This is a genomic window from Nocardioides sp. WG-D5 (assembly GCF_054031175.1).
The window spans coordinates 1,705,440-1,717,753 of sequence record NZ_CM132928.1 but is presented as its reverse complement, the minus strand read 5'-3'; the positions used below and the strand labels follow the sequence as shown (position 1 = coordinate 1,717,753).

Sequence of the window (12,314 nt, the reverse complement as noted above, 5' to 3'; positions counted from 1 at the left end):
CTTTCTGGTCCGCCCGTGTGGCGAGCGGTGGGGCAGCGTCCTCACGTCACGTCGATGAAGATCGGGTTGGTGTAGAGCCAGGTGTCGGCCCACGGGTCGCCGTCGTTGTCGGGGTGGGAGATCGGGCCGGCGGGGTCGATGGCGGAGCCGAGGAAGCCGGCGCCGTGGCGGTTGCCGTCGCTGCCGCGGAGGCGTACGTAGCAGGGCTCGGTGATGCGTCCGAGCGGCATGCGGACGGTGTAGGTGCCGGTCCGGGCACCGGTGTCGAACTGCTCGATGACGCGGGTGTCGGGCGCACGCCAGGTGTCGCTGTCCGCGACGGCCCCGGTGACGGCGCCTCGGATGACGTCCAGGTGGGCGAGGCGGGGGACGACCCCGTGCGGGTTGGCGCGCGTCGCGGTCCGTACGACGACCCGGAGCTCGACGCGGGTGCCGCGATCCACGGCGAGCCGGCCACCGAGCGTGCGGCTCCGTCCGTCCTGGGCGACGAGGCGGACGTCGAGCGCATCCACGAGGTGACCGTGGTCCACCCAGACACGGCCACGGCGCAGGCCGTCCATGACGTTGCGGTAGCCGTGGCGGGTGACGCCGACGTGGGTGCGGCTGAACTCGCCGGGCCAGAAGTCGCTGCCGGGCTGGGGGCTGCCGGTGTCGGTCGGAGACGGCTTCCAGCCGAGCGAGTCGAAGGTCTCTCCGGGTGGCATGTCGCCGTCGCGCCAGGTGTCCCAGATCGTGCGGTGGTTGTCGGAGTTCGACGTGACCGAGAACAGGGTGCCCTCGGCGAGCAGGGCGTCCCAGAGCCCGCCGACGGTGGCGGTCATCCAGTCGAAGCCGCCGAAGGTCCGGTACGCCTCGACGGGGTATCCGGGGAAGGAGTCGGTCCGGGGCGCGTTGCTGTACTCACCACGCTGGGCGCGGGTGCTTCCCCGGTAGGCCACCCACGCGGGGTCGGCGTCCCCCTGTGCGCCGGGTGCGCCTTCCATGCCGATGCAGATCCCGGCCGCGGCGTCGCGCCAGGCGCGTAGCTCGTGCGGGGAGTCGATGCCCAGCCGCGAGGGGTGGTTGGCCAGCACCAGTACGTCGTCGACGTACCTCTCGCTCTTCCTGGCCGCGAGCCAACGCAGCGCCGCGACCGCACGTGCCTCGTTCTCGGGGAGGTCGGCCGACCAGCCGTTGAGCTTGCCGTCCCACTGCTGCTCGAACGCCCGCAGCAGGTCGACCTCGTGCGGACCGGGCGCGACCATGACGGTGCCGTGCTCGGCGGCAGGGATGTACCACTCCAGGCCCTGGAAGATCAGCTGCCGCGGGTTGCGCTCACGGGCCGCGATGATCTCGGCATGCTCGGCTGCCGCGCCCTTGTCGGCATGTCCATGGTTGCTGTGCTCGGTGAAGACCATCCAGTCCAGCCCGAACTCGGCACCCTTGCGCGCCGACTGGTCGAAGTCGTACTTGGCGTCGTGGCTGTAGCGGGTGTGCACGTGGTGGTCACCGACGAGCCAGGCAAGGGCGGGATCTGTCGGTGCCGCCGACGTGGCCGCCGCTGCGCCCGGCGCAGCGTGGGCGCCGACGGCGAGTGCGAGTCCGCCGGCCATGCCGAGGCCCAGGAACGTACGCCGCGAAGCGCCCTGCGCGTCCAGCGAGGAGGAGGGGATCGAGGGGTCCGCCCAGCGGGGCAGACGGGTGGCGCGGAAGGGTGCGGGCATGAGGGTGCTCCTGGGGGTGAGGAATGTCGGAGACACGCTCTCCCACACAGTCGTCACCTGCGTGAACACCGTGCAGCCGGGCAGGGTCATACCTCCGGTACGAGCGAGATGTGTCTGCGTCCCCAGACGAACAGGCGGCCCGCCCACCCGTGACGGGTGAGCGGGCCGCTGCGTGATGGCGCTCTGCCGTGGCGGGGCGGTCAGGGGAGCTGGAGCGGCTCGTCCCAGGCCTTCAGCGGAGACTTGCGCCAGCTGCCGTAGGTCGCGTTGGGGAACATGACCCAGTCGCGGCCGAAGTGGCCGGCGTACCGGGCGACGAGCTCGGCCTGCCGGTCGGGGGTCGCGCCGTCGAAGGCGTCGTGGAAGTCGGGCAGGCTGTCGCCCAGGAGCAGCACGACGTCGTGGTCGGCCGCCGCGACCTGGCGCCGCTGCTCCTTCGTCGGACCGTAGAGCAGCACCTGCTCCGAGGTGACCTGAGGCAGGCCGAGCTCGCGCAGCGTGGCCATCGTCGAGGCCTTGTTCTCCTCGAACCGGTCGGAGATGTAGTAGATCGCCACGTGGTGCCGGTCGGCGTACCGGAAGAAGTCGGCCGCGCCGGGCGTCAGGGTCGGGTGGCCCTTGACCTCCCAGTCCGACCAGGTGTCCCAGGTCGTGTAGGTGTGGCAGGCCTCGAGGTCGCGGGCGAGCAGCGGGCTGTTGTCGAGGACCGTCTCGTCGAGGTCGGTGACGACGGCGAGGTCGCGCTCGGAGTGATGATCGGCGATCGCCTTGCGCAGGCGGTCCTTCGCGATGCTCCACGACTGGAGCTGGGCCGCGGCGGCGTGCGCCGACTGCTGGTAGCGGATGCCCATCGCGTACTCACGCACGGGACAGCCGTCCTCGGCCGTGGTCGCGCTCGTGGTCGCGGCCGAAGACCCGGTCGGGGAGAGCACGGTCAGCGACAGGACGGCCGCGCCGGCGAACAGGGCCGCCGTCAGGGATGCGATTCTCAAGGTTCCTCCTGGTGGGTGACGGGTGATGCGTTCGGGTACGCGACGGCCCGGCCACCACACGGGTGGCCGGGCCGTCGTTCGGGCGGTCAGTCCTTCAGCCAGGCGTCCACCTTGTCGGGGTTGTCCTCCACCCACTTCTTGGCAGCCTCTTCGGGGTCCATCTGGTCCGTGGAGATGTATTTCGCGACGAGGTTCTGGTCGTCATTGGTCCAGGTGAAGTTCTTCACCAGGTCGACCGCGGAGGAGTCCGACTCGGCCCACGAGGTGGAGACGACCTTCTTCAGCTCCGTCTCGGGGTAGTCGCAGGCGACCTCGGCCGGGACGTCCTGGCAACCCTCTGTGTACGGCGGCAGCTTGACGGCCTTCAGCGGCACCTCGGCGAAGATCCCCTGCGGCTCGTAGAAGTACCCGATCAGGAACTCCTTGTCCGCCTCGGCCTTCTTGAACGCCTGGATGGACGCTGCCTCCGAGCCGGAGAAGACCACCTTGAAATTCAGGTCCAGGTTGTTGACGATCGCCTCGTCGAACTGGACGTACGACGGGTCCGCTCCCAGGAACTGGCCCTTGCCGTCCGACTCCGAGGTGGCGAACTGCTTGGCGTACTTGTTCAGGTTCTTGTAGTCGAGGATGTCGGGGTGCGCCTCGGCCAGCCACGGCGGGACGTACCAGTGGATGATCCCCTGGTTGCCGTTGGGGCCGAAGTCGGTGGCGCTGCCGTCGCCGCCCTTGTCCTTGACGAACTTCTTCTCGAGGTCCGGGTGGCCCCAGTCCTCGATCACGACGTCGACGTCACCGGTGCCGAAGCCCTGCCAGGAGACGTCCTCCTTGAGCTCCTTGTAGTCCACCTTGCAGCCGAGCTCGGTCTCGGCGACGTAGCCGACGACGTAAGCGCTCGCCTCGTAGCCGACCCACGGGTTGACGGCCATGTTCAGGTCGCCGCAGTTCCCGGCGTCGGCCGCCTTCTTCTCGTTCTCTCTCGTCTGGTCGGCGATCGATCCCGAGCCGCACGCCGAGATGGCCAGGACCGAACACGACAGCATCGCTGCCAGGCCGGCGGCCCTACTACTTCTGGACAACTTCACTTCGTTCCTCCATGGATTGGTGATGCGCGCTCTTGCGGTTGCTCGAGGCGGTGGCGCAGCTCAGCGCGTGGGCTGGCTTCTTTCGGCCGCAGCCCGGGTGATGCGGTCGATCATGATCCCGAGGAGGACGATGGTCAGGCCGGCTGCGGCGCCCTTGCCCCACTCCTCCGAGCGGGAGAAGCCGAGGACGACGTCGTACCCGAGCGCACCGGCTCCGACCATGCCGCCGATGACCGCCATCGCCAGCACGTAGAGCAGTCCCTGGTTCGCGGCCAGGACGAGGGAGCCGCGAGCCATGGGCAGCTGCACCTTGGTGATCTCCTGCCACGTGGTCGCGCCCGTCGAGCGGGACGCTTCGATCGTGTTCGGCGAGACGCCCTTCACGCCGTCCGCGACCAGCTTGATCGCCGCGGGCGCGGCGTACACGATGCCGGCCACGATCGCGGTGAAGCGGGTCGGCCCGAACAGCGCAAGCACCGGGATCAGGTACACGAACGGCGGGATCGTCTGCCCAGCGTCGAGGAGCGGCCTGAGGATCAGGTCGACGCCGCGGCGGCGGGCCATCCAGACGCCGAGCACCAGCGCCAGGACCATCACCATCAGGGTGGCCACCAGAGTCATGTTGAGCGTGATCATGGCGTCGTGCCAGAGGTCGAGGTACCAGATGCCGGCCAGGCAGACCACCGCGGCGAGAGACGCGCGGAGCCCGCCGACGATCCAGGCCAGGGCGAGGATCGCGACCCCGGTGAGCCACCACGGCGATTCGGCGAGCAGCGACTGCATCGGGTTCAGGAGCAGGTCGCTCGTCACGTTCTTCACGGCTTCGGTGAAGCCGCCGAAGGTGGCCGTCACCCAGCCCACGAAGCTGTCGACCCGCTCCGACAGCCACGGGCCCCACGTCGTCGCGGGGAACTCCGCAGCCCAGCCGTAGGTGCGGGAGAGGTAGACCAGCACGAGCGCGACGAGGGCACCGGCTCCGACTACGGCGCGGCGCAGGGTCGCCCCGCCGCCTCCACCGCGCGCCACCAGCTCACTGCGCTCACTGGCAGCGGTCGTGGTGCGGTCGAGCATCACGGCCATCACCACGATCAGCATGCCGGGCACGAACGCGTTCCCGACGTTGTTCTTGACCAGCGCGTCGAGAACCGGCTTGCCGAGCCCGGGGCCGTCCACGTACGACGCGATGGTGGCCATCGAGAGCGCCGCCATGATGGTCTGGTTCAGGCCCACCACGATGGTCTTGCGGGCCATCGGCAACTGCACCTTCAGCAGTCGCTGCACGGCGGTCTGGCCGGCGGCGTCGGTGGCCTCGATGGTCGTCTCCGGCACCGACCGGATGCCGTAGCCGGCGATCCTGATGATCGGAGGCAGCGCGTACACCAGGGTGGCGACGACGGCGGCGGAGGCGCCGATGCCGAAGAACAGCACGATCGGCAGCAGGTAGACGAAGGTCGGCATGGTCTGCATGAGGTCGAGCAGATTGGACAGCACGGTGTTCGCGGCCTTGCTGGTGCCTACCCACACGGCGAGCGGCAATCCGATGATCACGGAGGCGGCGACCGCGACGAAGGTGACGATCAGCAGGTCCATCGAGTCCGACCAGTAGCCGAACATGCCGAACGAGAGAAAGGAGAGGCCGACCAGGACGGCGGTCCGCCAGCCGGCGATCGCCAGAGCCACCCATGCCGCGAGGGCGGTGACGCCGAGCCAACCGATCTGCGGCACCGGTCGCGGGAAGTCCGGAACGGACACCAAGCGCTGCAGCCAGTCGACCGCGCTGGTGAACGACTCGCCCAGCTGGTAGGTGAGCTGGATCACCGGGTTGGTGTCGCGGCTGCCCAGGACGCTGTCGCGGAAACCGGTCAGTGCGTCGTGCAGATCGGTGTGCTCGCGACCGGGGAGCACCAGGGTGTCCTGGCCCTTGGTGACCGCCCAGATGGCTATCCACACCACGAGGACACCGAGCCCGAGGGTCCAACGGGGCAGTCGGAACCGCTCCTTCTCGGGAGGGGGACCGGACGACCCGACGGGGACCGGGCGTTCGGCCACCGCAGTCATCGGGTGACCTCCTCTTCGGCGACCACGGTCCGGAGGATCGCGTCGTCGTCCACGATTCCGACGAGCTTGCCGTCTTCGACCACCCGGACGGGATGCGCGGAGGCGAGTGCCGCTCGAGCGGCCGCCCGGACGATCGTGTCGGGGGTCATCTCCGGTCCTTCGAGGGAGTCTCCGGGCTCCGGGTCGCGCATCACCCACTTGAGCGTCAGGACGTGGGAGCGGGGCACCTCGCTGACGAAGTCCGCCACATAGTCGTCGACCGGGTGGGCCACGATCTCCGCTGCTGTGCCGAGCTGGACCATCTCGCCGTCACGCATGATCAGGATCCGGTCGCCGAGCTTGATGGCTTCCTGGAGGTCGTGGGTGATGAAGATCATCGTCTTGCCGACCTCGTGGTGCAGGCGCACGATCTCGTCCTGCATGTCCCGGCGGATCAGCGGGTCGAGCGCGGAGAAGGGTTCGTCGAAGAAGAGCACCTGCGGGTCGACCGCCAGAGCGCGCGCCAGGCCGACGCGCTGCTGCATGCCACCGGAGAGCTGGTCGGGAAAGGAGTTCTCGTAGCCCGACAGGCCGACCAGGTCGACCATCTCCTGGGCCCGCTTGCGGCGGGCGGCCTTGCCCTCACCGCGTACCTCCAGGCCGTAGGCGATGTTGTCGATCACCTTGCGGTTCGGCAGCAGGCCGAAGTGCTGGAAGACCATCGCCACGTGCCGGCGGCGTAGGTCGCGCAGCTTGGCACCCGGGAGGGAGGTGATCTCCTCGCCGTTGATGACGACACTGCCCGAGGTCGGCTCGATCAGCCGGTTGAGGAGGCGGACCAGGGTGGACTTGCCCGAGCCGGAGAGGCCCATGATCACGAAGACCTCGCCGGGCTCGACCTCGAAGGAGATGTCCTTCACCGCGGTGACGCAGCCGGTCTTGGCCTGCAGGTCCTTCCGGGACAGGCCCTCGTCGGCGGAGCCGATGATCTTGTCCGCCTTGGCGCCGAAGATCTTCCAGAGGCCCTCGACCTTGAGGGCGGGCTGGTTGCTGGCAGCCGCAGCCGCGTCGGTGACTCCTGGTACGTCCGTGCCCTGAGTGTCCGTGGTCATGCTCGCTCACCTGTCCTGACCGCAGCCTCGGGGTTGAGCGGGCTGCCCTGGCGGTAGTTGTAGAAGGGGACCTCGGACGGCGGCAGCGGCGTCTTGCCGAGGATCAGGTCGGCCGTCTTCTCGGCGACCATCATCACCGGGGCGTAGATGTTGCCGTTGGTGACGTAGGGGAAGACGCTGGCATCGCAGACCCGCAGGCCGTCGGTGCCGTGCACCTTCATCGTCAGCGGGTCGGTGACGGCCATCTCGCCGGTGCCCATGGCCGCGGTGCAGGAGGGGTGCAGCGCGGTCTCGGCGTCCTTGCGGACCCACTCGAGGATCTCCTCGTCGGTCTCCACGGACGGCCCGGGCGAGATCTCCCCGTCGTTGTACGCCGCGAACGCCGGCTGGTTGAGGATGTTGCGTGCCACCCGGATCGCCTCCACCCACTCCTTGCGGTCGGTCGGCGTCGAGAGGTAGTTGAACTGCATCGACGGGTGTACGCGCGGGTCCTTGGACTTGACGCGCACCCAGCCACGGGTGTCGGCGTACATCGGGCCGATGTGGACCTGGTAGCCGTGACCCTCGGTCGGGCTGCTGCCGTCGTAGCGGATCGCGATCGGCAGGAAGTGGAACATCAGGTTGGGGTAGTCGACGTCCTCGTTGGAGCGACAGAAGCCGCCGCCCTCGAAGTGGTTGGTCGCGCCGAGGCCCTTGCGCTGGAACAGCCACTGCCAGGCGATCTTCGGACGCTGGTGCCAGGCCAGACCGGGAGCGATCGAGACCGGCTCCTTCGAGGCGTACTGGATGTAGACCTCCAGGTGGTCCTGCAGGTTCTCGCCGACGCCGGGGAGGTGGTGGACGAGCGGGATGTCGTGCTGGGCGAGGAGCTCGCGGTCGCCGATGCCGCTGAGCTGGAGCAGCTGCGGGGTGTTGATCGCGCCGCCGCAGAGGATCACCTCACCGGCGTGGACCGTGTGCCGGCGGGCGGCGCGGCCGACGCCCCGGGTGTATTCGACACCGGTCGCGCGAGGGGTGTCGCCGGTGGTGTCGAAGAGGATCTTCTCGGCGAAGGCGAAGGTCTGGACGGTGAGGTTCGGACGCTTCTTCGCCGGGTGCAGGTAGGCCCGGGCGGCCGACCAGCGGCGACCTCTCTTGACGTTGCGGTCGAACGGCGCGAAGCCCTCCTGGCGGTAGCCGTTGACGTCGTCGGTGAGCGGGTAGCCGGCCTCCTGGACCGCGTCGAAGAACGCGCCGAAGAGAGGGTTGTCGCACTTGCCGCGCTCGAGGTGGAGCGGGCCGTCGCCGCCACGCCAGTCGTCGGCCCCGGAGCTGCCGTCGGCCAGGTGCCGCGCCTCCATGCGCTTGAAGTAGGGCAGGCAGTGGGCGTAGTCCCACGTCTCCATGCCCGGGTCGGAGGCCCAGCGCTCGTAGTCCAGCGGATTGCCGCGCTGGAAGATCATCCCGTTGATGCTGCTGGAGCCGCCGAGGACCTTGCCGCGGGCGTGGTAGACCTTGCGGCCGCCCATGTGCGGCTCCGGGTCGGTCTCGTACTGCCAGTCGTAGAACCGGCTGCCGATCGGGAACGGGAGCGCCGCCGGCATGTGCACGAACGGGTCGATCTTGTAGTCGCTGTGGCCGGCCTCGAGAACCAGCACACTGTTGCTCGGGTCCTCGCTGAGGCGAGCGGCGAGCGCGCTGCCCGCCGAGCCGCCGCCGATGATCACGAAGTCGTACTGCTTGTCCATCAGAAGAACTCCTGCTCTCACGCGCCGAACCAGCGGGTGGGCTCGGGGGTGGTGTTGTGCCAGACGTGCTTCGTCTCGCGGTACTCGTCCAGGCCGGCCATGCCGAGCTCTCGGCCGACGCCGGACTGCTTGAACCCGCCCCACTCGGCCTGCGGCACGTAGGGGTGGAAGTCGTTGATCCAGACAGTGCCGGCGCGCAGCCCCGCGGCGATGCGGCGCGCGCGGTCGGGGTCGGAGGTCCACACCCCACCGGCCAGGCCGAAGATCGTGTCGTTGGCCAGGGCCAGCGCCTCCTCCTCGGTGCGGAACGTCTCGACGGTCAGCACCGGCCCGAAGGACTCGTCGCGCAGGACCGACATCCCGGCGGTGCAGCGGTCGAGCACCGTGGGCGGGAAGAAGTAGCCGGCGGCGTACTCCGGATCGGTGCGGCGGGCACCGCCGCAGCGGAGCACGGCGCCCTCGGCGACGCCGGCCTCGACGTACGCCGCCACCTTCTCCAGGTGCGGCAGGGAGATGAGCGGACCGGTCTCCGCCTTGTCGTCGAACGGGCCTCCGAGCCGGATGGCGGAGGCCCGTTCGACGAGGGCGTCGACGAACTCGTCGTGGATCGACTCCTCGACCAGGAGGCGAGCGCCGGCCGAGCAGACCTGCCCGGAGTGGAGGAAGACCGCGGTCAGCGCGTTGTCGAGGGCCGTCTCCCGGTCGGCGTCGGCGAAGACGATGTTGGGGTTCTTGCCGCCGAGCTCCAGCGCCACCTTCTTGACCGTGGCGGCCGCCGTGGCCATCAGGTGCTTGCCGGTCTCGAGGCCGCCGGTGAAGGAGAGCAGGTCGACCCGCGGGTCCTCCGCGAGCGGAGCCCCCGCGACCGGGCCGGCGCCGAGGACGAGGTTGCCCACGCCCGCCGGGAGCCCGGCCTCGGCGAGCAGCTTCATCAGGTGGATGGCCGTGTGCGGCGTCAGCTCGCTCGGCTTGAGGACGAAGGTGTTGCCCGCGGCGAGGGCCGGGGCGACCTTCCAGGCCGTCTGGAGGAGCGGGTAGTTCCACGGCGTGATGAGGGCGCAGACGCCCACGGGCTCGTGGACGATCACCGACTCGACCTCGGGCCGGTCGGTCACGACCGGGCGGCTGTGGTCCTCGACGGCGAGGCGCGCGTAGTGGTCGAAGACGGAGACGACGTCATCGACGTCGATCTCGCTCTCCACGAAGCGCTTGCCGGTGTCGAGCGACTCGGCCCGCGCGACCAGCTGCTTGTCGCGCTCGAGCAGGCGAGCGACCCGCTCCAGCAGGGCACCTCGCTCGGCGGCCGGAGTCCGGGGCCAGGGCCCCTCGTCGAAGGCGCGTCGCGCCGCTGCGATCGCGGAGCGGGTGTCCTCCGCTCCGGCCTCCGCAACGGTGCCGACGACCGCGCCGTCAGCGGGACAGCGGATCTCCCGCTGATCGCCCGACTGCGCGGGCGACCAGCGCCCGTCGATGTAGATCTCGCTCATGCAACCTCCGGCGTCAGGTTGCGCAGCAGGCAACCGCGGGTGAATTGCAGAAGATCCTGCGCGGCCCCGAAGGGCCAGGTCAAGGGCTACACGGACAAAATTGTTGCAGGCGGTACAAAATTGTTGCAGCTGATACAAATGGCTCCACCAGTTGTTACAGTCGCCGCATGACGAGCGTGAGCACCGCCCCGGCGAAGGACCCGCAGCGCCGTGCTGCCTGGGCCGAGCTGGCGACCGACTACGTCCACGAGCACGGCCTGATCGGTCTGAGTCTGCGTCCGCTGGCGGCCAAGCTGGGCACGAGCAACCGGGTCCTGCTCTACCACTTCGGCACCAAGGACCAGCTCGTCGCTGATGTGCTCCGTACGTCCAACGAGCGGTCGGTCGCCGAGGTCGCGGCGCTCGAGCCCTCCGAGGACCTGCGTAGCGCCGTCCACGACCTCTGGTCGGTGATGGAGGGCGACCGGTGCAGCTGGATCTACGTGGAGGCGGCCGCGCTCGGCCTCTTCGGCAGGGAGCCGTACGCCTCGGCGGTCCGTGAGGCCAACGCGGTGTGGATCGCCGGCCTGATCGCGCATCTGGAGAAGTCCGGAGTGGGTTCCGCCGTCGCGGAACGGGCAGCCCATGTCATCGACGCTGCCTTCCAAGGTCTCCAGCTCAGCCTGGGCCTCGACGGCAGCCTCCCCGAGCGTGCCCGTTCCGTCGACGATCTCGCCGACGCGGTCGCCGCTCTGGCCTGATCCCTCGTGGTCGCTCTGGTCGGCGACCCGATCTCGGAGGACGATGGGGCCATGAGCGTGGACGTGATGGTGGAGACGACCATCCGGCGTTCGCCGGCCGAGGTGTCCGCCTACGCCGGCGACCCCGGCAACGCGCCGACCTGGTACGCCAACATCCGCTCCGTCGAGTGGCGTACGGAGCCGCCGATGCGGGTCGGGTCGCAGATGGATTTCGTGGCGCAGTTCCTCGGGCGCCGGCTGGCCTATACCTACGAGGTGGTCGAGTGGGTGCCGGGGGAGCGGCTGGTGATGCGTACGGCGGACGGACCGTTCCCGATGGAGACGTCCTACACCTGGGAGCCGGAGGACGGCGGCGGCACCCGGATGACGCTGCGCAACCGCGGCAACCCGTCCGGCTTCGCCCGTATCGCCGGGGCGGCGATGGACCGGGCCATGCGGCGGGCGACGACCAAGGACCTGGCCAGGCTCAAGGAGATCCTGGAGACCTGAGGTGAGATCCTGACGGTCACGAGTCCGTGACCGAACACCGGTCCGACACCGAGAGAGGTGGCGTCATGGGAGTCCCTGCGGCAGAGCAGACCCTGGCCATCCTGCGTCACCTCGCGAGCCAGGCGAGCCCGCTCCAGGCGTCCGCGATCGCGCGGTCCCTGGAGCTGCCGCGCTCCACGACGTACCACCTCCTGAACACGCTCATCGAGTTCGGCTTCGTCGTCCACTACCCCGAGCAGCGGGTCTACGGGCTGGGCGTGGGGGCCTACGAGCTCGGCAGCGGCTACGCACGCCAGGAGCCGTTGCAGCGGCTGGCGCGGCGGCCCGTCGCCGCGCTCGCCGACCGCTGTGGCAACAGCGCCCATCTCTCGGTGCTCCTCGGCCGCGACGTCGTGTACGTGATCGAGGAGCGGGCCGCGGGCAGACCGCTCCTGATCACCGAGGTCGGTGTGCGGTTGCCCGCGGCGACCACGGCCTCCGGTCGGGCGATGCTCGCCTCCCTTCCGCATCCCCAGGTCAGGGCGCTCTACGCCGACCGCGAGGCGTTCTCGCTCGAGGGTCCCGGGGCGCCGTCATCGCTGTCCCAGCTACGCCGGATGCTCGTCGACGTTCGCGCCAACGGCTTCGCCGCCGAGCACGGGGAGGTCACCGAAGGCCTGGCCTCGGTCGCCATGCCTGTCCTCGACGGCACCGGATATCCGGTCGCCTCGGTGGCGGTGACCTATCCGCAGGCCGAGCAGTCGCCCGAGCTCGTCGAGCGGCTGGTCGGCGAGGTCCGCGCGACGACGCGGATGCTGTCGCGCCGCCTGGGCGGCTGACCGGCTCGCCACGGGTCTGGTATCCCAGACCACGATCGGGGGAACGCACTTCCTCTTGTGCCGGGCCGGGAGTGCAATGGCAGTGGGCCACGTGCCCTCATGATCGACGTGCACAACCGAACGAGGA

At 69.6% G+C, this 12,314-nt stretch carries 10 protein-coding genes; 3 read left to right on the top strand and 7 right to left on the bottom strand.

What is annotated here, in order from left to right:
• Positions 1–41: 41 nt before the first annotated feature.
• From ACWZJV_RS08300 to ACWZJV_RS08270, 7 genes are all read right to left on the bottom strand, one after another.
• Positions 42–1,703: a histidinol-phosphatase gene (locus ACWZJV_RS08300; RefSeq protein WP_457181076.1), complete on the bottom strand. Its 1,662-nt coding sequence runs from the start codon at positions 1,701–1,703 to the stop codon at positions 42–44.
• A 200-nt stretch (positions 1,704–1,903) separates the two neighbouring features.
• Positions 1,904–2,695: a 5'-nucleotidase, lipoprotein e(P4) family gene (locus tag ACWZJV_RS08295; protein WP_457181074.1), complete on the bottom strand. Its 792-nt coding sequence runs from the start codon at positions 2,693–2,695 to the stop codon at positions 1,904–1,906.
• Positions 2,696–2,781: 86 nt separating this feature from the next.
• The gene (locus tag ACWZJV_RS08290; RefSeq protein WP_457181072.1) at positions 2,782–3,735 is read right to left on the bottom strand and encodes an ABC transporter substrate-binding protein; all 954 of its coding nucleotides are present in this window, start codon (positions 3,733–3,735) and stop codon (positions 2,782–2,784) included.
• Between the two features lie 102 nt (positions 3,736–3,837).
• Positions 3,838–5,835 (bottom strand): ABC transporter permease, encoded by a 1,998-nt coding sequence (locus ACWZJV_RS08285; protein ID WP_457181070.1) that lies wholly within the window; start codon positions 5,833–5,835, stop codon positions 3,838–3,840.
• Positions 5,832–6,926: a quaternary amine ABC transporter ATP-binding protein gene (locus ACWZJV_RS08280; RefSeq protein WP_008361885.1), complete on the bottom strand. Its 1,095-nt coding sequence runs from the start codon at positions 6,924–6,926 to the stop codon at positions 5,832–5,834. Before ACWZJV_RS08280 ends, ACWZJV_RS08285 begins: the two co-directional genes overlap by 4 nt.
• The gene (betA, locus tag ACWZJV_RS08275; protein WP_457181067.1) at positions 6,923–8,653 is read right to left on the bottom strand and encodes a choline dehydrogenase; all 1,731 of its coding nucleotides are present in this window, start codon (positions 8,651–8,653) and stop codon (positions 6,923–6,925) included. Before betA ends, ACWZJV_RS08280 begins: the two co-directional genes overlap by 4 nt.
• A 17-nt stretch (positions 8,654–8,670) precedes the next feature.
• Positions 8,671–10,140 (bottom strand): aldehyde dehydrogenase family protein, encoded by a 1,470-nt coding sequence (locus tag ACWZJV_RS08270; RefSeq protein ID WP_457181065.1) that lies wholly within the window; start codon positions 10,138–10,140, stop codon positions 8,671–8,673.
• A 167-nt stretch (positions 10,141–10,307) separates the two neighbouring features.
• Between ACWZJV_RS08270 and ACWZJV_RS08265 the strand changes: the two genes are divergently transcribed.
• The 3 genes from ACWZJV_RS08265 (at position 10,308) to ACWZJV_RS08255 (ending at position 12,187) form a co-directional block, all read left to right on the top strand.
• Complete coding sequence (locus ACWZJV_RS08265; RefSeq protein WP_008361889.1) at positions 10,308–10,880, top strand: TetR/AcrR family transcriptional regulator; 573 nt, start codon at positions 10,308–10,310, stop codon at positions 10,878–10,880.
• A gap of 51 nt (positions 10,881–10,931) precedes the next feature.
• Positions 10,932–11,369: an SRPBCC family protein gene (locus tag ACWZJV_RS08260; protein WP_457181062.1), complete on the top strand. Its 438-nt coding sequence runs from the start codon at positions 10,932–10,934 to the stop codon at positions 11,367–11,369.
• Positions 11,370–11,434: 65 nt separating this feature from the next.
• Positions 11,435–12,187 (top strand): IclR family transcriptional regulator, encoded by a 753-nt coding sequence (locus tag ACWZJV_RS08255; RefSeq protein WP_008361893.1) that lies wholly within the window; start codon positions 11,435–11,437, stop codon positions 12,185–12,187.
• Positions 12,188–12,314 lie beyond the last annotated feature (127 nt).